Origin of the sequence: Paenibacillus xylanexedens (assembly GCF_007680605.1) — a bacterium.
Lineage (GTDB): Bacteria > Bacillota > Bacilli > Paenibacillales > Paenibacillaceae > Paenibacillus > Paenibacillus xylanexedens_B.
Genome location: NZ_VEIO01000001.1, coordinates 2,115,677 through 2,139,007, shown reverse-complemented (window position 1 = coordinate 2,139,007; position 23,331 = coordinate 2,115,677). Strand labels below are relative to the sequence as shown.

17 protein-coding genes are annotated in these 23,331 nt (G+C 47.1%); all 17 read left to right on the top strand.

All coding sequences use genetic code 11. The annotated features are described in order from the left end of the window. Positions 1-31: 31 nt before the first annotated feature. The 17 genes from FS818_RS09385 to FS818_RS09305 all read left to right on the top strand — a co-directional run bounded on the left by FS818_RS09385 (position 32) and on the right by FS818_RS09305 (position 23,075). On the top strand, positions 32-301 hold the full coding sequence (locus FS818_RS09385; RefSeq protein WP_145331575.1) for an acyl carrier protein: 270 nt from the start codon (positions 32-34) through the stop codon (positions 299-301). Then, positions 298-2,073: a carbamoyltransferase C-terminal domain-containing protein gene (locus FS818_RS09380; protein ID WP_145331574.1), complete on the top strand. Its 1,776-nt coding sequence runs from the start codon at positions 298-300 to the stop codon at positions 2,071-2,073. Before FS818_RS09385 ends, FS818_RS09380 begins: the two co-directional genes overlap by 4 nt. Beyond that, complete coding sequence (locus tag FS818_RS09375) at positions 2,066-4,078, top strand: tetratricopeptide repeat protein (protein WP_145331573.1); 2,013 nt, start codon at positions 2,066-2,068, stop codon at positions 4,076-4,078. The genes FS818_RS09380 and FS818_RS09375 overlap by 8 nt, the downstream gene beginning before the upstream one ends. A gap of 83 nt (positions 4,079-4,161) precedes the next feature. Beyond that, complete coding sequence (locus tag FS818_RS09370) at positions 4,162-5,205, top strand: hypothetical protein (RefSeq protein WP_145331572.1); 1,044 nt, start codon at positions 4,162-4,164, stop codon at positions 5,203-5,205. A 100-nt stretch (positions 5,206-5,305) separates the two neighbouring features. Further along, a complete protein-coding gene (locus FS818_RS09365) occupies positions 5,306-6,184 on the top strand; it encodes an alpha/beta hydrolase (RefSeq protein WP_260989819.1) in 879 nt (292 codons plus the stop codon). A gap of 172 nt (positions 6,185-6,356) precedes the next feature. Next, positions 6,357-7,364, top strand: a complete 1,008-nt coding sequence (locus tag FS818_RS09360) for an ABC transporter substrate-binding protein (RefSeq protein WP_145331571.1) — start codon at positions 6,357-6,359, stop codon at positions 7,362-7,364. Between the two features lie 6 nt (positions 7,365-7,370). Then, complete coding sequence (locus tag FS818_RS09355; protein WP_145331570.1) at positions 7,371-8,165, top strand: ABC transporter ATP-binding protein; 795 nt, start codon at positions 7,371-7,373, stop codon at positions 8,163-8,165. 80 nt (positions 8,166-8,245) lie between these two features. Further along, positions 8,246-9,010, top strand: coding sequence for an ABC transporter permease (locus tag FS818_RS09350; protein WP_145332825.1), 765 nt, complete (start codon positions 8,246-8,248; stop codon positions 9,008-9,010). 354 nt (positions 9,011-9,364) lie between these two features. Then, positions 9,365-10,345, top strand: a complete 981-nt coding sequence (locus FS818_RS09345; RefSeq protein WP_145331569.1) for an aromatic acid exporter family protein — start codon at positions 9,365-9,367, stop codon at positions 10,343-10,345. A gap of 72 nt (positions 10,346-10,417) precedes the next feature. Further along, positions 10,418-10,978: an outer spore coat protein CotE gene (locus FS818_RS09340; RefSeq protein WP_123065763.1), complete on the top strand. Its 561-nt coding sequence runs from the start codon at positions 10,418-10,420 to the stop codon at positions 10,976-10,978. Between the two features lie 216 nt (positions 10,979-11,194). Further along, positions 11,195-12,445, top strand: coding sequence for a putative amidoligase domain-containing protein (locus FS818_RS09335; protein WP_260989818.1), 1,251 nt, complete (start codon positions 11,195-11,197; stop codon positions 12,443-12,445). Between the two features lie 202 nt (positions 12,446-12,647). Then, positions 12,648-15,509 (top strand): DNA mismatch repair protein MutS, encoded by a 2,862-nt coding sequence (gene mutS / locus FS818_RS09330; RefSeq protein WP_145331568.1) that lies wholly within the window; start codon positions 12,648-12,650, stop codon positions 15,507-15,509. Positions 15,510-15,531: 22 nt separating this feature from the next. Next, positions 15,532-17,772 (top strand): DNA mismatch repair endonuclease MutL, encoded by a 2,241-nt coding sequence (mutL, locus tag FS818_RS09325; RefSeq protein WP_145331567.1) that lies wholly within the window; start codon positions 15,532-15,534, stop codon positions 17,770-17,772. Between the two features lie 17 nt (positions 17,773-17,789). After that, complete coding sequence (locus FS818_RS09320) at positions 17,790-18,575, top strand: class I SAM-dependent methyltransferase (protein ID WP_145331566.1); 786 nt, start codon at positions 17,790-17,792, stop codon at positions 18,573-18,575. Then, complete coding sequence (gene miaA / locus FS818_RS09315; protein WP_145331565.1) at positions 18,556-19,512, top strand: tRNA (adenosine(37)-N6)-dimethylallyltransferase MiaA; 957 nt, start codon at positions 18,556-18,558, stop codon at positions 19,510-19,512. Before FS818_RS09320 ends, miaA begins: the two co-directional genes overlap by 20 nt. A gap of 498 nt (positions 19,513-20,010) precedes the next feature. Further along, positions 20,011-20,253: an RNA chaperone Hfq gene (hfq, locus tag FS818_RS09310; RefSeq protein WP_090916826.1), complete on the top strand. Its 243-nt coding sequence runs from the start codon at positions 20,011-20,013 to the stop codon at positions 20,251-20,253. A 167-nt stretch (positions 20,254-20,420) separates the two neighbouring features. Beyond that, positions 20,421-23,075, top strand: a complete 2,655-nt coding sequence (locus tag FS818_RS09305; RefSeq protein ID WP_145331564.1) for a transglycosylase domain-containing protein — start codon at positions 20,421-20,423, stop codon at positions 23,073-23,075. Positions 23,076-23,331: the final 256 nt, after the last annotated feature.

The window sequence follows — 23,331 nt, the reverse complement described above, 5'->3', positions numbered from 1 at the left end:
AAACTGATATAAATGAGGGAGATGAATATCCATGTCAATCGTTTTAACTGTAGATGAGATTAAATTGAGAGTAATCGAGGTTGTAAGTCGCAACGCTCTATATAATCCGGATAAGGTATCTGTTCTTTCACATATCAAAAATGACCACGGCATTGATTCGTTGAAAATTGTGAATGTATTGTTTGATCTGGAAGATGAATTTGGTATTGTTGTGGATCAAAATGCGCTCGTTTTTGAAAACTTCACAAATGTGGAGAAGATCTCTTTATTTGTCCATGAAAAGCTAGGGAAAGTGGGATGAATCTCAACATTATTGGTATAACGCTGTATGGTAGAGAACCAGCATGCAGTCTGATTCAAAATGGAGCGGTTCGTGCCGTATACGAAGAAGCTGAACTGAGAGGTACCTTTGACCATGGGGGGATACCAGGCAAAGCGTTCAGAGCTTGTTTGGACCATGCGGGTCTCTCCATCACCGATATTGACAGGTTAGTCTGGGTAGATGGAACTGGACAAGTACACTCGGAGAAGAGGTTGCAACAACAGGCCGAGATGGATATCGGCAAATGGCTTGGATATACCGGCCCTGTTCACCATTGTTCTGCTCCTCTTGCTTCAGCAATGTCAGTATATGTTCATTCCGGATATGAAGAAGCAAACCTGTTATATACCCATTGGCCGGGCTTAGCTGGTTCGGAAAACGGTTCAGTCTACTTAGGAGAAGGAACCCGGGCGCAAGAAATTCATATGCATCAATCGGATGAACTTTATTTTTTAGACAGGCTGTCACTATTTCTGTATACGTTTCTTGGTATAGATACAGAGAGGGCATCTAGTGAACTGGATGGTCTGGCAAGGCTGGGCAAACCCGTATATGTAGAGCAATGCCGTCAATTGCTTGACAACTTCGCTAACGGTCATTATGAAATGCAACTTGAATACTTGAATCCGCTCCAGGTTCAAAGCTGGTTTGTAACGTTATGTATGGAACTGTTTGGATGCTCTCATTGGCATATCAATGGAGAAATTACACTGGAGCACTGCAACATTGCCTGCAGCTTATGGCAAGTAATTGAAGAACGCGTGCTGAGTATTGTGGAATTGTCATTTTATCGAAGACCTGCAGAAACGTTGTGCTGGTCTGGGAGCGGAGCTAATCAACCTGCACTGATGGAATATATTCGTCGAAACGGACCTTATCGTAAGGTTCTCACTGAAAATTATAGTCATTCTTCCAGTATTGCAATCGGAGCAGCAATGACGATTAGCACAGAGTATACACAGGATTCGCGTGGATCGTTTAATGATTCCAAGATTCGGGAGACTGAGGCTTCTTTTGGCTCTCGGAAGGATCGTCAGATCGAGAAATTGCTTCAGGCCACAGGTTTGAAATACACCTACTGCTTGCAAACATCTGATTTGATTGAACAATTAGCAGCGTTATTACATCAAGGTAAGCTTGTGGGCTGGTCTGCCTCTTGTGCTCGTAAGCGTGTACATGAAGCAGATAAGTTTGTCCTTTTAGGTGACCCAGGGCGAGTCGGCTTGCGAAATCGGGTGCATAAGCTTTTGAATTCGGAAGGAGTGCCTATTCCCTTGAGGGCTATTGTTCTGGAAGGGGATAGCGAATTGGTTTTTGACCTTCGTGAGTTTCCGCTATCCATGAAGTCCAGAGTATCTTTACGTAGAGGCTTTGACTTGCCAGGTATTATGTATGCAGACCAATTGGCAGATGCGTGTGACATCCAGGAAACAGATGATTCAGGATACGCTGAACTCTTGAGCAGATTCAAGCATTGGAGTGGTTATTCAGTTTTGATGCAGGTTCCAATGCAGCGAAAAGGAGAACCACAGGTCGTCAATGAGGCAGATGCCCTTGCATTGTTCTTTACCAGTGAACTGGATGTACTTGTATGTGGGAGATACATTGTTGAGCGGGCATGTAATGATAATGCGATGGATTTTTACCAAAGCTCCATACAGGCGCTTCGGCCTGTGGTTCAGAGGACGGAAAGAAGATTTTCACCTGAGGTACTTCAAATTTTGAATAATGGGGAGAGCTTATATGTCTGAAGTGACAGCAGGTATAGAGCAAGGAACTTCAGCGTTATTGTCTGAATTACCGGAGTCTATGGTAGGCATTTGGAGAAGAACGATGGAGCCGGAAGGTATGGTTTACAGAAGAGATCCCCGTTTTGCAAATGAATTCTGTCATTGGGCACAGGTGGACCGGATTACCGCCCGTAAAAGTGGGAAACGGATTGTGTATGCTGGAGAGTCAGGAGCAAGAGGTTTTTTACTCGATCCGTTCTTCAGGCCCTCTGCCTATCTGGAGCAAATGTTGTCACAGGTGGAAGAGTCGGTACAAGTAGAAGTGATTGATCTTGCTCGAGTCAGTATCAAGTTGAAAGATCTGATGAAGGTCTGCACAGAATGCATTCAACTGGAACCGGACGTGCTCATTGTATATGCAGGTGATAACTGGCGGAAGTCATTATGGGGTTTAACAGATGAAGAAAAGCATCAGGTTCTGGATGTATTGAATCGCGGAGGCGAGGAACGGTTTCAAGGCATTCAGGCTGTTTTCGAACATAAGAGCGAAGGGTTTATTGTCTCTTTTTTGGAACAGCTTCATCAGCAATATGTACTTCAAGGCATCCCGGTTATTTTGGTCATTCCCGAATTCAATCTGAAAGATTGGAGAAGTAGCAAGTCTGATCGGGAACTTGTTTGGCCTCAGGGAGAACAAAGGCTTTGGCTGGAAATGAGCAACCAGTTGGATCGCTATGTCCATTCAGGTCAATTAGAAGAAGTGCAGAAGCTGGTGGATCGTTTCATTGAGCTAAACCGTGCTAATCCGAAAGGTTACGAACTGCTGGGCAGATTACAATATGGAGAAGGTCAAACCAGAGAAGCGCGTCAATGGCTTGAGCGGGCACGGGATACAAGTGTATACCGTCTAGGTCCTCCACCTGCCTGTACTTCTTTCATTCGAGATCAACTGCTCACGTATTCCCATAAATATAAAATGAAAGTCATTGACCTGCCAGCTGTGTTTAACCGCGAGTTGAATGGGGGTCTACCTGGATTTAATCTGTTTCTGGATTATTGTCATCTGAATCCGGAAGGGATACATCTCATGGTCAGTGAGATCGCCAGTACCATCTGTGAGGCTCTTGGTCATGATCAACTGCCAAGTTCTATCCTCAATAATCGGATAAAACCAGAAGCAAAGACCCAAAGCAAGGCTCATTTTTATGCAGCAATCCACAGTGCTCATATCGGAGATCAACCTTATGAAGTGCTGTATTGGCATTGTTGTGAGGCGATGAAGCACTGGTCAGGGATCGCGGATTGGTTCGTTGCTCTTGCCGATTTGTCTGCCAGAAAGACGCCTTGGTTGTTAAATCAGAGCTACAAGACGATATGCACCCCTCAATATGTGATTTTACGTCAATTTCGGGATTGTATGGTCATGGACATGGATCTCGTACAAGCGATGTTGCAATGTTTAAAGGAAGCAGGCAGGGATATCGAGTCAGAGATTAATGATCTGCGAATCAGAGAACATGCGCCTGAGTTAGGGGAAACAGTGGATTTGCTTGAAACGTACTACAGAGAAAATAGTTATTTTAATGTTTTTGCGGGCTCCAAGTCAGTAGACTACAACCATCGTAACCAAATTTATTACAGTGCTCGGAGTCATACCTCAAGTTTTTATCTCATCGCTGATCCCAAACAGCAACTTTTGGTAAATCTGACGCTTCGAAGACAACATATCCCTCAAGATGACAATCAGGTATTAATCAAAGTGAATGGAGTTACGGTTTTCGAGACATTATTGAATGAGCACTGGAGCAGTCATTCCTTTTCCTTGGACAGAGGACTGTTGCTGGACAGCGGGGTTAATCAAATCACGTTCCATTGGCCAAACATCGATCAGGTTGTTGAAGATATGGCCAGTGCCATCCAGGCAAAGTTCGATCCGTATGAGCAGATTATTCAGCGTGCGAGGCCGGTTTACGGGGATATTTTCAAACTGGAAATTTGTAATATTTATCCTTTGAAAGAAGGATAAGGGATGTGCTTCATCCAATAGTAACGAAGAGTGTAATCTGTCGCTCACGGTAGATACCCAATTCTATGTAAGGAGTGCATTGTATGACCATGACCAAGCTTTTTTATCCCATGTGGAACGATCTGAACAAACTGGATCTGGGGCAATCTGGGGCTAGACCTGGTGAATGGAAAGGGAGCCCTGCGTTGTATATGGAGCAGATGAACACAGCCATCTTTCTCCGTGATGAGATTCCTTTTCCATCCTTTCGAATGCAAGCAGAGGTTGCTTTACCGGAAGAGGTAGGGTTCATCGGCTTTGTGTTTGGGGCTAGAGATGAAGCGAATTATGAGCTTGTATATCTTGCTCCGGTTGAGATTCAATATGATCCTGTGATGAACGGCTCAATGACCTGGCAGATCTACAATGGTCCGGAATATCAGAAGCCACTTCCGAATACAACGGGGGGTTGGCATACGTTCACCGTGGAGGTTCAACCCGAAGGGGCTATTGTGTATCTGGATGAAGATCCCCAGCCCCAGTTAGTCATACGCAACTTGCAACATGGAGGAGAAGCAGGTCGTGTCGGTGTATGGAATTTCCTGCATAGCTATATCCGTAATCTCACCGTAGAGGAGATTGAGACTGCACCGTTACCACAGCTTCCAAGCGATACGTCATTATTAACGGGAACGGTGGAAGCCGACTCTAAACGCACGGGTCCTTTTGTCGTTCAAGAATGGAAGGTTTCCGATGTGTATCAGGATCAATTGAAATCAGGAGATGCACAAACTTGGCAAAAGGCAATGGTCGAGGAGAACGGGGTTCTTAATCTGAACCGGTTGTACAAGGTCAAGCCCGGAAGTAAGGTACAGGTACAGGCCGAAGTGAATATAGCCGAGCCTATGGAAAGCATGCTGTCTTTCGGATTCAGTGATCACCTGCGTATGTGGATTAATGATGAACTAGTCTACGAAGGGGGCTGGAACTGGAACCCGCCATCAAGCGACGGTCGAATACGAGATCATTTTGTAGAGATCCCAATAAGCTGGATAGGGGGCCAAAATACGATTCGTGCCGAGGTCTCACAGCAAGAGTTTTTTGGCTGGGGGTTAATTGTGAATACAGGTGTGCAGCAACAGCAGTAGCAGAGTCTATACCAAAACGGAGTTAATCATTAGAAAGAGGGCGGTGGTAGCATACGGCTCTCTTTTTTTGATTTCAATCCATAAAGGCAGGTGCAAATCCTTGGAAAAAGTAACAGTGATGTATAAGGAGGCAAACGGGTGCCAGATTTATGCGGACATCTATAAATGCCAATCGGAGCGTTCAACAGCTGCAATATTATATTTTCATGGTGGAGGATTCATATTTGGTACTCGTGAGTGGTTAACGAAGGAGCAAATCTTGTTATTTCATCAATCCGGATTTCATGTAATTAGTCTCGATTACCGACTCGCCCCAGAAGTGAAGCTTCATGAAATCATAGAGGATCTTCGTGATGCTGTAGTGTGGTTCAAGCATCAGGCATCTCAGTTGCTGGGTTGTGATACGATTCGCTTTGCAGTCATGGGCAGTTCAGCAGGGGCTTACGCAAGTCTAATGATCGGTACCATGCGGGAGTTGGCCCCAGCAGCGATCGTATCTTTCTACGGATATGGCAGTATAACGGAAGATTGGATTGCACAACCGAGTACATATTATTCCAGCCTGCCCACGATTGATCGGCAGAAGGCGATTGCTGCATTGTCTGAACGTCCGATTTCCGAAAGCGGATGGAGGCGTTATGCCTATTATCAGTACTGTAGACAGAAGGGGAGTTGGATTGAGGAAGTTACTGGTGAGAAATTCGACAAGAACAAGCCTTGGCAGGATAAGTTCAATCCGATCGAACTTGTCCATCCTGACTATCCGCCAACTTTGCTTCTTCATGGCACACAAGACACGGATGTACCCTATGAGCAATCGCAATTGATGCACAACCAGTTGCTTAAATCCGGCATATCCAGCCAGCTTGTAACGATAGAAGGAGCAGGTCACGGTTTTGATGTGGACTTTTCAACGGCTCAAGTACAGTCAGCTTATCAGGAGGTCATCCGTTTTCTGAATCGATACCTCAAATCTTAAACAAGGAGGCCTGCATCCTGTTGCTATCATGAGATGACTTATGAGAACCCGGATATTTATCTTCAGTTGTTATTACATTCGTCGTTTGGATAAATCTTCTTAACCTTTTACTGGGCCTCGGCATATTCATAGTAAAGAGAAACTGCTGAACCCAGAAAAGGAGGGAAATTGAATGAAATATACGCCATGGTTTGTCCGGGGTATTGTAATTTTGTTGATTCTCATTGTAGCGCTGACGAGCTGCAATAGGGAAGAGAATGAAGCCAAGATTACGATTGGTGAAGTGACTCGTTCTGTATTTTACGCACCGGAATATGTAGCTGCGGCTCAAGGTTTTTTTGCAGAAGAAGGGCTTGAAGTAGATATTCAAACAACGGCTGGTGGAGATAAAACGATGGCAGCATTGCTCGCGGGTTCGGTGGATATTGCACTGGTAGGTGCAGAAACGTCCATCTATGTCTATCAACAGGGAGCGGAAGACCCGGTCATTAACTTCGCTCAGCTCACCCAGAAGGACGGAACGTTTTTGTTCGCTCGAAATGCCCAGGACAGCTTTGATTGGGAACAATTGAGGCAAAGTGTATTTCTCGGACAGCGCAAGGGTGGCATGCCGCAAATGGCCGGGGAGTTTGTTTTAAACAAACATGGCATTAACCCGTCAAGTGATCTGGAACTGATTCAGAATGTGGATTTCGCGAATATTGCATCTGCCTTTGCTTCAGGCACAGGGGATTACGTACAGCTATTTGAACCGCAGGCATCGATCTTTGAACAGGAGGGCCGAGGTAAAGTGGTGGCATCGTTCGGAACGGAAAGCGGGAATCTGCCTTATACGGTTTTTATGGCCAAACAAAGTTATCTGAACGATAACAAGGAACTCGTACAAAAATTCACGAATGCATTGCACAAGGCTCAACTTTGGGTGGATTCCCATACAGCGGAGGAGATTGCACAAGTGATTACCCCGTTTTTCAAAGACATTGATCCAGCCATTCTAACCAGCAGTGTAAACCGGTATAAGGAACAAGCCACATATGCTGTAGATCCAATCATTGATGGGGATGAGTGGAACAATCTGCTGAGTGTCATGAAGGCCGCCGGAGAATTAAAAGAGCGGGTTGAATTGAACACCATTGTTAATCCGTCTTTTGCAGAACAGGCGATCCAGGGGAGGAAGTGAGCGGCGGTGCCTGATTCCGGGAATGTGATCCGACTGGAAAATATTTCTCAAGTGTATGTCAATGAACGCGAGGCCTCACTAGTCATCGAGGATTTGAATCTGGAGATCAAGCAAGGGGAGTTCGTCAGTCTGGTGGGACCCAGCGGATGTGGCAAAACGACGTTATTGTCAATCATCGCTGGACTTCTGAAGCCCACCCGAGGAGAGGTTGAAGTCGAAGGCAAGCGTGTTCAGGGACCTTCTGCCCGCATCGGTTACATGTTGCAACAGGACTATCTTTTCCCATGGCGTACGATTCTGGATAATGCACTGATTGGGCTTGAATTGACAGGGAATTTGGACGCGCAGCACAGAGATCGTACCCGTGAACTTCTCGTCAGTATGGGTCTTGGCGGGACAGAAGAGCAGTACCCATCCGAATTGTCGGGTGGCATGAGGCAACGGGTGGCCCTCGTTCGAACATTGGCGACAGACCCAGCAATACTCTTGCTTGATGAGCCGTTCTCTGCCTTGGATTATCAAACCAAACTGCAACTCGAAGATCTTGTATCGGATACGTTAAAACAGTATGGCAAAACATCCGTGCTGGTCACACACGATTTGTCTGAGGCCATTGCAGTTAGCGACCGGGTTATCGTACTTGATCGCAACCCCGGACGCATTCGGCGTGAATTCGATATCCCTGAACAGATCAGGCTGGCACAGCCTTTCCATGCAAGAGAGCAGGCAGGGTTTAATGAGTTGTTCCAGTCACTCTGGGATGAACTTGTTCAGTCTGGAGGAGGTGAGAAAGATACGTGAGTCAGAAAATTCCAGATCAAGGAAAGCAGGAAGTTCGTGAAATTTGGCTGGAGGAACTTCATCATGACCATAACCGTAAAATGGTCAGATGGCGGCAACATATTTTTGCGGTTCAGCTGTCCATGTTAGTCGCTATGTTTATACTCTGGGAGCTGGCGGGCAGATTACGGTGGATTGATGTATTGCTCTTCAGTTATCCAAGTAAAATCTTTGCCCAGATTGGCAAGGATGTCGTCAGCGGCGAAATATGGGCACATGTCGGGGTAACCGTAGGTGAAACGGTCGTCGGATTTTTACTGGGGACACTTGTCGGAACGTTGCTTGCTGTTCTGATCTGGTGGTCCCCTTTTTTGTCCAAAGTGCTTGATCCTTACATGGTTGTGTTCAACAGTATGCCCAAAGTCGCGCTCGGTCCGATTTTTATCGTCATGTTCGGGGCGGGATTTACAGCCATTGTGATGACAACTCTCTCTATTACGGTAATCATTACAACGCTTGTTGTGTACAACAGCTTTAATGAAGTTGATCCCAACTATGTGAAGGTTATTCGCACGTTTGGCGGTGAACGATCTGAAATATTTACCAAAGTTGTATTTCCTGCTTCATTCCCCACAATTGTATCTACGTTAAAAGTGAATGTGGGTATGGCCTGGGTTGGGGTCATCGTCGGTGAATTTCTGGTCGCCAAACAGGGACTGGGATACTTAATCATCTACGGCTTCCAGGTGTTCAACTTCACCCTTGTATTATCAAGCCTGCTTATTATTGCAGCCGTAGCTACCGCGATGTATCAACTGGTTGTATATGCAGAACGCAAGCTTCTATCTTCTGGTCGCAGATCATAGCTCGAAATTAGGTTAACGAACAGGACGGTTTTACAAATGTTCATCATATGTTTACAATTTCACAAGAGGTGTCACGTTGCTCCCAATTGTAAAATCAAGTAGGATATTTGATGGAAGGAAAACCTTCATGCCGGGCAGAAAAACAGGGGATGAGTATAGGTCGGTATCAGGTTTAGGCTCTTTCTGTTATCGCCATTGAAAGGGCAGTGTTTCTTCTTCGTGGCATGTTTCTGTGACCGGCATGTGTTGTGCATGCCGGTTGATGTCGTCTAGTTTGTAACCAGTTGAGTCATACTAAACAGGGGACATACGGGCCACGAACTTTTGTACAGCTTAGAGGAGATGGAATGTTAAATGGGGTTTAGAGTCATTAAAACGGCAATCGCGGCGCTGATGGCTGTTCTCATTGCGGACTGGTGCCGTTTGCCAGGCCCAACGTCAGCAGGCTTGCTCGCGATTCTGGGTGTGGATGTCACACGAAAAAGGAGTATTCGAACGATATCGGCACGTTTTTTTGCATCCGTGGTTGGTCTTTTGTTTGCAAGTGTACTTTTTCACTTTCTCGGCTTCCATTATTGGGTGCTGGCAGTATACATACTCACGGCTTTTCCGGTGATTGTTCGGGTCGGATTTAAGGAAGGCATTGTGACCGGTTCAGTCGTGGTGTTTCGGGTGTTTAGCGGTGGAGAGATGGATGTACATGTCATTCTTGTACAGATTGCGCTGCTCTTGATTGGCCTTGGTTCAGCGATGGTTGTGAATCTGGCTTATATGCCTGCGGCAGATCCACAGATGTTCAGGATACGCAAACGCATTGATGAATTGTTCTCGAAAATTTTCCGGGAGTTCGCGACAACTTTGCGTAATCCCAATGAAGTATGGGCAGGCAAAGAATTAATCGAAGCGGATAAAGCCGTACTCGGGGGGATTGAAGCGGCCAAACGTTCACTGGAGAACCAGGTCATTCATCCCAATGAGGGCTGGAGCGTGTACTTTTATATGCGTAAAACCCAGCTGGATTCCATACAGCACATGATGCACCTTGTATCCCAGGTCTATCAGAAAATGCCGCATGCCGAGATGGTGGCGGAGCTGTTCGACCAGCTTAGTCAGGATGTGTTGACCGAATCATATACGGGACGAACGGAAAAGTTACTTGCCGATGTGCAGGAAGAATTCAGACAAATGGAATTGCCGGATACTAGGGAAGAATTCGAAATGCGTTCCGCTATTCTCCAGCTGTGCCGGGAGCTCTCCATGTACCTGAAAATCGCCAAGAAGGACAAAGCGCCTTCTCCAATCTCGGATCGCTCCCAATCTGTAAACGAATCATAGAAAATAGTTGTCACCCTAGACGGATGTCCTGCATACACTTGTAGTGAATGATTGTATGGAGGAGGTTTAAAGATGTCATTGAGTCATAAACATCAATGTAGAGAGATTATCACGAAGGCGATCTGCGGCAAAGGTCGTAAGTTCTCTACCGTAACACATACCGTGACTCCGCCAAATGGTCCGACCAGTATTTTGGGGGCTTGGATTATCAACCACCAGTATGAAGCCGTATCAGCGGGGGACGGGATTGAAGTTATTGGTACTTACGATATCAACATTTGGTATTCCTACGACAAAAATTCGCAGACAGATGTAGCTAAAGAAACGGTATCGTATGTAGAACATGTGCCTTTGTCCTATCTGGACCCGAAACACCGGACTTCCACTGTAGAGGTATCTGCGGATGCAACGCAGGAGCCTAGCTGTGTGGAAGCCACAGTGTCCGCGGGCGGCGGCAGCGTAATTATCCGGGTTGAGCGGGAATTCGCTGTAGAGCTTGTGGCTGAAACGAAAGTCTGTGTCAAGGTATGCACAGATGGCTGCGGTGATTACGAAGACAAGGATTATGACTATGGCAGCGCGGATGGAGACTATGATGATCTCGATCCAGACCTGCTGGATGATGAATTGTGAATCGCTCATTCGAAAAGGGAAAGTGAATGTTCATGACCTAAGGTATCATATGCACCATAAGGTGCGGAGAAGAGGGCGTAAGCCCTCTTTCTTTCATAAAGTACAAAAAATGGGTTGTGACGAGCCTGATTATGTGCCTGAAGAGTTTAACGGGAAGGCTCCGCAGTTGCGGGGTCTATTTTTGATAAGCAAGAACATGGCGGAAGGAGGGACGGAATGGACGTCATGGAAGAAGCCGAAAAGGATGTTCAGGCTTATACACGTCTGCGCGCTGGCGAACGGATAACGCGGCTAAAACAGGCAGGGATCGAAGTGCTGTCCATGAGTGAGCAGCGTAAGCGGGAAGCTGGACTCCGTGTGCGGTATGATGTGCATATTAGCTGCCTTCAGGCCATTCGGATCATACGCAGAGACACGAGCGGAATGGGAGCGAGACAGGAAAGCGAACTGGACCGTGAAGCGTCATCATCTGTTTATAAACGGGTAGAGCGTCTTGCGATCAAGACTTTGTATACATTGGGACTAGATCACGGGGCCGTCCGTTTGGAAGCTTCGGGAAATGGCGGGTGTGCAGTCATTGCCATGGAGCCTAGCCCTTGGAAAGGTTCGGCAGACCTCGGTTCCTTATACAAGGCAAGTTGGAAGCAACATCTAAGTTTATTGGATCAAGAGCGGCAGGAAAACCGGGTTCCTGTGCTGGGCATGGACCCAGAGTTTCTACTGGTACAAATGCCTGAGTCCAAAATAGTACCTGCCTCGCGTTATCTCGAACGCACGGGTATCGCAGGCTGTGATTCAGTAACGATTGGTGGCAGACGGGTGTACCCCGTTGCCGAGCTTCGTCCAGCTCCGAGTGCAGAACCGCGTGAATTGTTGTCGCATCTGTTGCGAGCCTTCGCGGCTGCCTCACGCAGTATCAGTGACTCCTCTTTGATCTGGCAGGCAGGGGGAATGCCGCAACGGGGATTGCCGCTGGGTGGTCACATTCATTTTAGTGGCTTGCAGCTAACCGGGGGATTACTCCGTGCTCTGGATAATTATTTGGCACTACCACTGGCAGTGTTGCAAGATCCACGCGGATCAGGAAGAAGACCAAGGTACGGAACGTTAGGTGACTTTCGCCTGAAATCCTATGGTGGATTCGAATATCGGACACTGCCGAGTTTTCTTGTCTCTCCGGTTGTGGCGAAAGGGGTTGTTGCTCTTGCGGGTCTGATTGCATGCCACTACGATCTGTTAAAACAGCGTCCTTTAGCAGAGGAGAATGTTCATTCCGCGTTTTACGAAGGACAGCGTGATGTCATGATGACCTGTATCCCGTCACTGATGGATGATCTGAAACAGCTACCCGGATACGCTAGGTATGAACGATATGCGGCGCCTCTCATGCGGCAATTCAAACGGGGCCATACCTGGGATGAGAGCCGGGATATCCGTAAACTCTGGAATATTCGGGCAGGCTCATGAAGAAGCAGCGTTTTTTTGTTATAATGAAATATAGGACTTTTAATACGTTAAGATACGGAAGATATGAAGCAGTAAGCCCATGAAGGAAGAGGCGGATAGCCGAACATAAGGCGGAGGTGCGTGATCTTGGTGCCTGACCGCCTTATTGCCTTCCAGGGAACATTCTTCCTGACATCATAGGAACGGATGGTGGATCGATATCATGGCTCAGTACACGCCAATGATTCAACAATATTTGCAAGTAAAAGCCGAAGCACAGGATGCATTTCTTTTTTTCAGATTAGGTGATTTCTACGAAATGTTCTTCGATGACGCAATCAATGCTGCAAGAGAACTGGAAATCACTTTAACAGCGCGCAACGGAGGAACAGACGACAAAATTCCGATGTGTGGCGTGCCTTATCATTCGGCTGAAAATTACATACAGCGTCTGATTGAGAAGGGGTATAAAGTAGCCATCTGCGAGCAGATGGAAGATCCGACAGTAACCAAAGGCATGGTACGCCGCGAGATTGTTCGTGTAGTTACACCCGGAACGGTGATGGAAGGAAAGACGCTGGGGGACAAGTCTAACAACTACATGGTATGTCTAACGGGTAACCAAAACACGCTCGCTCTTGCTGCCTGTGACCTTTCGACAGGAGAACTTTACGTCACATCTGTCCCCTATTCCAAGGAGTGGCTTAAGGACGAAATTGGCATCTATGAGCCGTCTGAACTTGTTGGAGACGAAGCTCTGCTGGAGCTCGTAGAATCCGAATCATCGCCGATCGGGCGTCCGGTAGTGTATACCGCATGGACTAAAAGCAAGGAAGACCTCGTGCGTCAGCAGTTTGGTGAGTCGGTGTGGGCAAGGCTGGAGCCGGAGCGTCAAGCATGTGTAGCGCGTCTTTTCTCGTATCTAAGTGAAACGCAGAAGCGCTCGCTCGGACAATTGACACAAATCTCTACGTATGAGCCGGATCATTATATGATTCTTGATCCGTTTACACGTCGCAATCTGGAGCTTGTAGAAACGGTGCGAGAACGTTCGAAGAAGGGCTCCCTGCTGTGGTTGCTGGATCGCACGGAGACGTCCATGGGTGCCCGCATGATGCGGCGCTGGGTGGATAAACCTCTTTTACAAAAAGGAAAGATCAATGAACGACTGGAAGCAGTGGACACCTTATATAACCAGTTTATTCTGCGTGAGGATCTGCGAGCTGAGCTGAAAGACATCTATGACCTGGAACGTCTGGTGGGACGTATTGCTTTTGGTAATGCGAACGGTCGTGACCTAAATGCACTCAAATCGTCACTGGACAAAATACCTAGTCTGCGCCACCACTGTGCTTCATCTTCGTCTGCAACACTTCAGCATATCGCTGAAATGATGGATGATTGCGCTGATTTGCGCGATGCAATTGGACAAGCTATCGTGGATGAACCCCCGGTGTCGGTCAAAGACGGGGGCTTAATCCGGGAAGGATACCACGCACGTCTGGACGAGCTGCGGGAAGCTTCGGTGAATGGCAAACAGTGGATTGCCGAGCTGGAAGCAAGAGAACGTGAAGCTACTGGCATTCGCTCGCTGAAAATCGGGTACAACAAAGTGTTCGGTTATTATATCGAAATCACTAAATCAAATCTTGCTTCACTTCCTGAAGGACGTTATGAGCGAAAACAAACCCTTGCGAACGCAGAACGATATATTACACCTGAACTGAAAGAGAAGGAGACACTCATCCTTGAAGCTCAGGACAAAATGGTCGATATCGAGTACGGTCTGTTTGCAGAGCTACGTGAACGTCTTAATCAAGAGATTGCACGGTTACAGAAACTTGCTGAGCAAGTGGCTGAAATTGATGTATATCAATCGTTTGCAGTCATTAGTGCAGAGCGTAATTTTGTGCGCCCCGTGCTGACGGATGGATATAATCTGGTCGTTGAGCAAGGACGGCATCCGGTCGTGGAAGCCGTCATGCGTGATGGGGCGTTTATTGCAAACCATACAGCGATGACTGAGGAAGAGGCACGTATTCTGCTGATTACCGGACCCAATATGGCTGGTAAAAGTACGTACATGAGACAAGTGGCGCTCATCTCGATTCTGGCGCAGATTGGTTGTTTTGTACCTGCGGGTCAAGCTGAAGTTCCGATCATGGATCGTATCTTTACACGGATCGGTGCTGCGGATGATCTGATCGGCGGTCAGAGTACGTTTATGGTGGAGATGGCTGACATCCAGGTCATGACCGAAAAAGCAACGCCACGCAGTCTCATCATTATCGATGAGTTGGGCCGAGGGACTTCCACGAGTGAAGGCATGGCGATTGCACAATCAGTCATTGAATATGTACATGACGTGATCGGCTGCAAGGCGCTTGTATCCACCCACTTTCATGAGCTGGCTCACCTGGAGGAAAGTCTGGACAAGCTGGCGAACTACTCGATGGCGGTTCAGGAGAGCGGAGACAAAGTTAACTTCCTGCGCAAGCTGATTGCGGGTGCTGCAAGTAGCAGTTACGGCATCTATTGTGCAAGGCTTGCGGGTCTCCCTGATAGCATTATTGAGCGTGCTAATGGACTACTGCATGGTTTCGAACAAGCGGCTTCTCAGGTAGCGGTCGGCAGTGAGTTTGTGAGTGACAGCAGAACGTCATCTAGACAGCTGCCAGAAGCGCAAGCAGCGAGCCGTATGGAATCTTCCAATGCTGCGGACGACCCGTTCATTCCGGAACAAAATCGAAGTGAATATGTTGCCGTAATGGAAACGGCGGCGGTAGAAGAGAAGGCCTCTTCTGAGGAAAAGACGACAGCGTACGCGAGTGCCAGCAGAGACAACATTGCCAAGTCCGGTACGAAAAACTTGTCCGGTCAAGGGCAGCAGGAGGTTGTACAGTTATCCATTTTCGATGACGAGGAGCCCGCAGCTGTGCAGCCTTCACGAACAGTTGTGGTAGAGGATAAACCTGCACGCGAATTGATCCGTCATATGAAAGAGATTGATGTGATGAATATGACGCCTTTACAGGCGATGCAAATATTAAATGAACTTAAATTAAAGGCACAGCAATTATCCTGAGTAACCGGGAGGAGGAGAATCTGTGGCGAAAATTCATGTGCTTGATGAACATATTGCCAATCAGATTGCGGCAGGTGAGGTTGTTGAACGGCCTGCATCTGTCGTAAAGGAACTGCTGGAGAATGCAGTGGATGCAGGGGCATCCAAGATTGAAGTGGCAGTGGAGGAAGGCGGTCTGCTTCGCATCCGGGTAAAGGATAACGGCTCAGGCATAGAGCCGGATGATCTGGAGACAGCTTTCTACCGCCATGCGACCAGTAAAATAACCCACGGACGTGATCTGTTTCAGATCACAAGTCTCGGGTTCCGTGGAGAGGCACTGCCAAGTATTGCAGCCGTCTCCAAGGTGGAAGTGCTGACCGCTAGTGGAGACGACGGAAGAGGGCGGCGAATCGTGATTGAAGGCGGAAAGCTCTGCACGCACGAGGATGCAACATCGCCACAAGGGACGGAGTTTGTGGTAAAGGAGTTATTTTACAATACCCCTGCAAGACTAAAGTATATGAAAACCATTCAGACCGAGCTGGGGCACATCTCGGATGTGTTGTATCGGATGGCAATGTCGCATCCGCATATTTCGTTCACTCTTCGCCATAATGAGAATACGCTGCTGCAAACGCTGGGTAATGGCGATCTGTTACAAGTCGTTGCGGCAATCTATGGTACAAGTGCGGCAAAAGCGATGCTTCCCATTGAGGGCGAAAATCTGGATTACAAAATTAGCGGTCTGATCAGTCTGCCGGAATGGACACGTGCGAATCGTGCGGGGATGTCAACGATTGTGAATGGACGATATATTCGCAACTATGGCTTAAATCAGGCGATTCTGAAAGCCTATCACACGTTGCTCCCTATTAATCGTTTTCCACTCGTGGTACTGCAGTTGGAAATGCATCCTTCACTCGTGGACGTGAACGTTCATCCGGCGAAGCTGGAGGTTCGTTTTAGCAAAGAGGCGGAGCTATACGAGTTTGTGGAAACCACGCTACGTGGGATATTAAGGCAAGAGGTATTGATTCCGCAAGTACGGAAACAGCAAATTAGACGTGGAGATGACAGTTCATTTATCCAGGAACAATTTTTGTTCCCTCGTGGACCCGTGAAAGAGCAGGAAGTAAGTGAAGGATATGGCCAACAAGGGCCGCTTGGAAAACCGGTTTCAGAAGATGATCATTCTGACCTGGATGCACCAGCGGAAATTGAACCAGGAGGAGGAATACCTGCAGGAACAGGAGCGGGTGCAGGAAATGGGTCAGAACCAGCATTACAGCAAAGTTCTTCCGATTTCTCGCAATCGGCTCCTTTGCCCGAAGCACCACCGGAATCTACTCCAGCGTATGGTTCGCTCGATCTGTTGAATGGAGCCCAGTTTGATCAAAGGAATGATTCTGAGCAGGAGATCCTGAGCGGCGATCACCCAGGCCAACAGTCTCGGAACAATACGGGTGAAAGTGCAGATGTTCATGCCGGCGAAGTAGCTGCCACGAGCACAACTGGGACCCGAGCGGCTAGCGAGAGTCAAACCGAAGCGTATCGTGCGCCATCCTACAGCGCTCCAGTAAGGGAAAACCGTACGCCTTACACTTCGGCAGGTCAAAAAGGGGAACGAAGCTGGAAAAAAGCATCGATACCTGATCCAGCCAAACTGTCTGCTGCCATGCATGCAGATCCTTCTATGCCTGCGTTCCCTGAACTTAGTCTGATTGGTCAGCATCACGGAACGTACTTGATTGCACAAAACGATGAAGGTTTATATTTGATCGACCAGCATGCAGCGCATGAACGGGTAAATTACGAGTACTATTACGAGAAGTTTGGCAATCCGGCTCAAGCCTCACAGGAGTTGTTGTTACCAATTACCCTTGAATTCACACCTTCCGAGACAGAAAAGCTAAAAGCAAGACTCGCCTGGTTTGAACAAGCGGGGGTATATCTGGAGCATTTCGGCGGCCAAACCTTCCGTGTGCGTTCTCACCCCTACTGGTTTCCCAAAGGGGATGAAAAAGACATAATTGAGGAAATGTCGGAATGGGTTCTAAGTGAGCGTAGCATTGATGTGGCTAAGATGCGTGAAGCCGCTTCGATTATGTGCTCCTGCAAAGCCTCCATCAAAGCGAATCAAAAGCTTACCGACCGGGAAGCTGAAGTTTTGATTCAGCGTTTAGGTTCATGCCGGCAACCATATACGTGTCCGCATGGGCGACCGATTGTGATTTCTTTTTCCACATATGATCTGGAAAAATTATTTAAACGAGTGATGTAGTTTTATAGGGGGATATTATGTATATAACAACGGGTGACAAGGAAGCGGCTTCTCTCGTGGAACGTGCACGTGCACTGGCTGCTGCAACTGGCGGCACCTATGTAGCACGTAACAGAACATCTCTGCCCAAATTGCTTGAGCGGTATAAGGTTCAGGAGATTCTGGTGGTGCTGAAAGGGAGAGCGCGCTTGTTCCGGAAAGATGCATCCGAGCTTGAATTTCATCCGAGCATGGGATTCGTACGTGCCAAACGTGTGTTACGGGGAGAACCTGATCCGATGCTGGAAGCGGGTGCTGTACGTGAAGGAGATACGGTTGTGGATTGTACCGCAGGGCTCGGCTCGGATTCACTCGTTTTTGCGGTGGCGACAGGTGTTCAAGGGCGTGTGATAGCCTGTGAAAGCTCCGAGCCGCTCTATACACTTCTACTTGATGGCATGTCTCATTATGAGAGCAACGAACCATCCATAGACGAGGCGTTCCGGCGCATTGAACTGCGAAATCAGGATCATCTGGAAATGCTTCGTTCCTTGCCTGACCATAGCTGTGATACGGTTTATTTTGATCCAATGTTTCGTGAACCGATGCTGGATTCGAGTGCAATCAAGCCTTTACGGAACTATGCGAATGCCCATGCATTAGCGGAAGATAGCATTATAGAGGCGAAGAGAGTCGCCCGCAAGCGAGTGGTCATGAAAGAAAAACGCGGCAGCGCAGAGTTTGAGAGGCTTGGATTCCAGGTGCTGGATCGGGCGAATGCAAAAACCTTGTACGGAGTGATTAATGTTGAAACCGGAAGTTAAAACAAAGCCAAAGCTGCTGGTGCTGGTTGGACCGACAGCTGTAGGCAAAACAAGATTGAGCATTGAGCTGGCACAGGCTTTTAACTGTGAAGTCATTTCGGGAGATTCCATGCAGGTTTATCGTGAGATGGATATCGGAACGGCGAAAATAACGACGGAAGAAATGAAGGGCATTCCCCATCATCTGATTGACATTCATGAGCCGGAATATCCGTATTCCGTAGCCGAGTTTCAGGAAAGCTGCACACGTTTGATTCCTGAAATTCATGCACGGGGTAAACTGCCCTTTATCGTGGGTGGTACGGGGTTGTACGTGGAATCGGTCTGTTATGGCTTCCAATTTTCGGACAGTGGTTCAGATGAAGCTTTCAGGGAAGAGCAGTTTAGTTATGCTCAGAAGCATGGGGCGCAGGCACTTCATGATCGGCTCAGGGAAGTTGATCCAGCCAGTGCGGATCGTCTCCATGCGAATGACCAGCGGCGAATTGTACGTGCGCTCGAAATCTTCCACCTTACAGGAGAGAAATGGTCGGAGCAGCTGGCTGTTCAGAAAAAAGAGTCTCCTTATGATCTGCTCATCATCGGGTTGACGATGGATCGCCAGAAGTTATACGCAAGAGTCGAAGAACGAATCGATCTGATGATCGAGCAAGGACTGGTCGATGAGGTAAAAGCGTTGATAGACCGCGGAGTCGCGCGAGGTCATATTTCTATGCAGGGCTTGGGATACAAGGAGATTGCAGCATATTTGCAAGGCGAAGTTAGCTGGGATGCTGCAGTGGAATGGCTTAAAAGGGATACACGCCGCTTTGCGAAACGTCAGCTGTCCTGGTTCCGTCATATGAAAGATATTCAGTGGGTGGACATGACGGACACGGGAAATTTCGAAGGCCAGTATAAGCAAGTAAGTGAATTGATTACACATACATGGAATTAAACTTAGTCAGACGAAACCTCTACTTTCGATGAAAAGCTGGAGGTTTTTTATTTTTTTAAGTAGGTACCCATATATGAAAAAAAGTAATCTCTCGATATGATTCAAATCGCTGATTTCAGGATAAGATTTAAGTGATCATTCTTCGGAAAATTGAGGTTTTGAGATCGAAGGTAGGAGGGACTTGTCTGTTCCTGTTTGGAACCATTTAGTAGTAGTGTGATATTACTTAACACGGTATAACGCACCAAAACTTGTTTAGTGGAGGCTGTTTATACAGTTATTACGTGAAATTTGTTCCTCTTTTGCAAATCTGTAAGGCAGTGTATAATGGATAAGTCTACTAATTTCATAGCCTCTCCTCTAGAAGATGTGAAAAAGGGACAAGGGGTTTTTGTGGATTATATGAAACTGTTCATGATATAATAGCACGAAAGCTACTCAGCGATATTGAATAATACTTACACTACGAATTCAAATGAACCAATGGGGGTACGGCTAATGAACAAGTCCATCAACATCCAAGATACGTTCTTGAACCAACTGCGGAAAGAAAACATTCCGGCTACGGTCTATCTGACCAATGGCTTCCAAATCCGCGGGACGATCAAGGCATTTGACAATTTTACGATCGTCATTGACAGCGACGGACGCCAGCAAATGGTCTACAAGCATGCCATCTCCACGTTCACGCCGCAACGCAGCGTATCGCTGATGCAGCAAGACAACGGCGGCGAAGCTTAAAAAATTCGAAACCTTTTCACACACCATTTCGTCTACAAGTATAGGTATTGAAACAGAGCAACCTAATAAGGGTTGTTCTTTTCATTCCGGGCAAAATAGGTTTAATATAAGCTTGTGCTCGCCAGAGAAATAGAAAACATGCAACTGAAAGGGAGTCAGGAGGTAACATGCCAAACGATCCGTTATCGAGGTCTAATAATCGCAACACCAATAACAAGTCAAACCAGAAAGCGAAACCTAAGACCTCTAAAAAGAAAAAAATTACGGGAAAACGCGTTGGATGGACTTTGTTTTTCACCGTGGCAATCGCCATATTTTTTGCATTAGCGGGGTATTTGTTTATTCTGATAAATGGTGAAAAATTGCTTAAGGCTAACATGAATAAAACAACGATTAACGAAACATCAAAGGTATATGATCGCAATGGAAATATTATGGGCGAATTGTCAATCAAAAAGCTCGAACCTGTGGAATCCGATGATATTCCGAAATTGGTCAAAGAAGCCTTTGTGGCTACAGAGGATAAACGATTCTATGAGCACCAAGGAGTAGATATCTGGTCCATTGGTCGTGCAGCCGTCAAAGATATCATGGCACGTTCCATGGTAGAGGGCGGTAGTACGCTGACCCAACAGCTGGCCAAAAATATGTTCCTATCACGTGACAAGACATTTTTCAGAAAAGCTACAGAGGTATCTATTGCAACTGCTCTAGAACGTACGTTTACAAAAGATGAAATTTTGACGATGTACCTGAATCGGATTTTCTTTGGCCATCAGCGTTACGGAATCAAGGCAGCATCGGAGTTTTATTTTGGGAAAAGCAACCTGAAGGATCTTGAATTGTGGCAGATTGCTACACTGGCTGCAATGCCTAAAGGCCCATCTGCTTATAATCCGCTGAGCAATCCGAATGATTCCAAGACTCGCCGTGGTGTAGTACTGCAATTAATGTATGAGCAAGGTTACATTACTGAGGCGGAGATGAACGAAGCGAAGGCCGTCGATTATAAATATACGCCACCGGAGAAAGATCGAAAGTATCAAGCCTTCATTGACTATGTGCTCCGTGAAGCAGAGCGTGTAACGGGCATGACAGAAGACGATCTCAATATTGGCGGTTTCAAAATTTATACGACAATGGACGCACAGGCTCAAACAGCTGTGGAGAATGCTTTCTCGGATGACAGTTTGTTTGAGGCAAGCAAGGATGATCAACAGGTTCAAGGTTCGATGGTCATTATGAATCATGAAAATGGCAGTCTTGTTGCCTTGTTAGGCGGACGAGATTATCAGACCAAAGGGTATAGCCGCGTAACGCAAAGCCGGAGACAGCCAGGATCAGCGTTTAAACCAATTGTATCCTACGCTCCGGCTCTCGAGACAGGACAATACAGTGCGAACTCGCCGCTGAGCAATGAGAAGCAGTGTTTCGGAAACTATTGTCCGGGTAACCTGCATGGATACTCTTCTACGATCAGCATGACCGATGCCATAACAAAATCGGAAAATATTCCAGCTGTATGGTTGCTGGATAAGATCGGGGTAAATACCGGAGTTAATTTTGCTAAAAGCGTAGGCATTCAGCTGACGGACCAGGACAAAAACCTGGCAATCGCTCTTGGTGGTCTCAGCAAAGGTACGAATACACTGGAGATGGCTCAAGCTTACAGCTCCTTTGCTAACCTTGGTGAGTATCAGGAAGCCTATTCCATAAAAAGTATTGTGGATAGTAGCGATAAAACCATTTACAAACATGATAAATCAGAAACCAAACGTGTAATGAGCGAACAGAACGCATATCAGCTTACACAGATGTTGCAAAACGTAGTAAATGACGGTACCGGACGCTCCGCTCGTCTGGATCGGCCAGTAGCCGGTAAAACGGGAACGGTGCAAAGTGGTATTGCCGGTAACAGCTCGAACCGTGACGTGTGGTTTGTCGGGTACACCCCTGAGTGGACTGGTGCTGTTTGGATGGGATATGACAATCCGGATGCAAAACATATGCTTAAGAACAGCAGTAAGCTGTCGGCAGCGTTTTTTGCCAAAGTCATGGGAGATGCATTAAAAGGTGTCCCTGTGAAAGAGTTCAAAACGCCAGCCGGCGGTCAGGCACCTCCTCCCGTGGAGGAACCACAGCAACCGACATTATCAGTGAGCGGATTGAATGGATCTTATGATCCATCTACGCAGACCGTTTCACTTAGCTGGACTGGAACGGGAGATGCGAATACGCAGTATCGTGTCTACCGGAAGGAGACTTCGGAAGCTCAGTTTACTCATCTAATCGACGCTGTTGGCTCAACAAGTGCGCAGGATTTAAGTGCGCTACCGGGGCTAACCTATGAGTATTATGTAACGGCTTATGATACGGCTTCCGCACAGGAAACCAGTCCATCTAATACCATTTCGCTTATGATCGAGGCTCAGGAGATTGATCCGCAGCAACCAGATCCGGGTACAGATCCTGAAACAGGTACTGATCCTGAAGTGCCAGGCACGGATAATCCGGACAATGGAGCGGGCGCGGGCGATAATGGTAACCCGAATGGTAACAATGGTAATGGAAGCGAGAATGGCAACAATGGTAATGGTAATGGCAACAATGGTAACAATGGTGGATCGGGTCCTGGCAATGGTCAACCGGACGGTGGTGGTACTCCGCCAGGGCAAGGAACGACTGATCCTGGAAGTGACGGCTCAAGTGATGGTGGAGTGAGTACACCGGGTCAAGTCGTTACACCCCCAGATAGTGGAACCAGTGGAGACGGCGGAGGAGCAGAAGCTCCTTCTGCCCCTCAATCCGGCTCGGGAGGATAAGAAACCTATTTCACAATAGTATATATGTGTACTCAAAACAGCTTCCCGGTTCGCCGGTGAAGCCGTTTTTTGTTTTGCACGAACAAAAGGAAGGTTGCAATTCAATATCCAAGATCATGTGATACACATGAATAGCGACATAACAAGCTTAGTTTTGAGTGTATCCTTTAAATATGGTAAGCTGTAGCTATTCGTAATACGTTGTATAGAGCATATTCATAGTTCTCTAGCAGACGTATAAATGTTCACCAATCCA

Excerpts from the sequence above, each read along its gene's own strand:
- FS818_RS09345 (WP_145331569.1), top strand. The coding sequence starts at position 9,365 with ATGGGGTTTAGAGTCATTAAAACGGCAATCGCGGCGCTGATGGCTGTT.
- FS818_RS09340 (WP_123065763.1), top strand. The coding sequence starts at position 10,418 with ATGTCATTGAGTCATAAACATCAATGTAGAGAGATTATCACGAAGGCG.
- hfq (WP_090916826.1), top strand. The coding sequence starts at position 20,011 with ATGAACAAGTCCATCAACATCCAAGATACGTTCTTGAACCAACTGCGG.
- miaA (WP_145331565.1), top strand. The coding sequence starts at position 18,556 with ATGTTGAAACCGGAAGTTAAAACAAAGCCAAAGCTGCTGGTGCTGGTT.
- FS818_RS09305 (WP_145331564.1), top strand. The coding sequence starts at position 20,421 with ATGCCAAACGATCCGTTATCGAGGTCTAATAATCGCAACACCAATAAC.
- mutS (WP_145331568.1), top strand. The coding sequence starts at position 12,648 with ATGGCTCAGTACACGCCAATGATTCAACAATATTTGCAAGTAAAAGCC.
- FS818_RS09380 (WP_145331574.1), top strand. The coding sequence starts at position 298 with ATGAATCTCAACATTATTGGTATAACGCTGTATGGTAGAGAACCAGCA.
- FS818_RS09370 (WP_145331572.1), top strand. The coding sequence starts at position 4,162 with ATGACCATGACCAAGCTTTTTTATCCCATGTGGAACGATCTGAACAAA.
- FS818_RS09320 (WP_145331566.1), top strand. The coding sequence starts at position 17,790 with ATGTATATAACAACGGGTGACAAGGAAGCGGCTTCTCTCGTGGAACGT.
- FS818_RS09375 (WP_145331573.1), top strand. The coding sequence starts at position 2,066 with ATGTCTGAAGTGACAGCAGGTATAGAGCAAGGAACTTCAGCGTTATTG.
- FS818_RS09360 (WP_145331571.1), top strand. The coding sequence starts at position 6,357 with ATGAAATATACGCCATGGTTTGTCCGGGGTATTGTAATTTTGTTGATT.
- FS818_RS09385 (WP_145331575.1), top strand. The coding sequence starts at position 32 with ATGTCAATCGTTTTAACTGTAGATGAGATTAAATTGAGAGTAATCGAG.
- FS818_RS09350 (WP_145332825.1), top strand. The coding sequence starts at position 8,246 with ATGGTCAGATGGCGGCAACATATTTTTGCGGTTCAGCTGTCCATGTTA.
- FS818_RS09335 (WP_260989818.1), top strand. The coding sequence starts at position 11,195 with ATGGACGTCATGGAAGAAGCCGAAAAGGATGTTCAGGCTTATACACGT.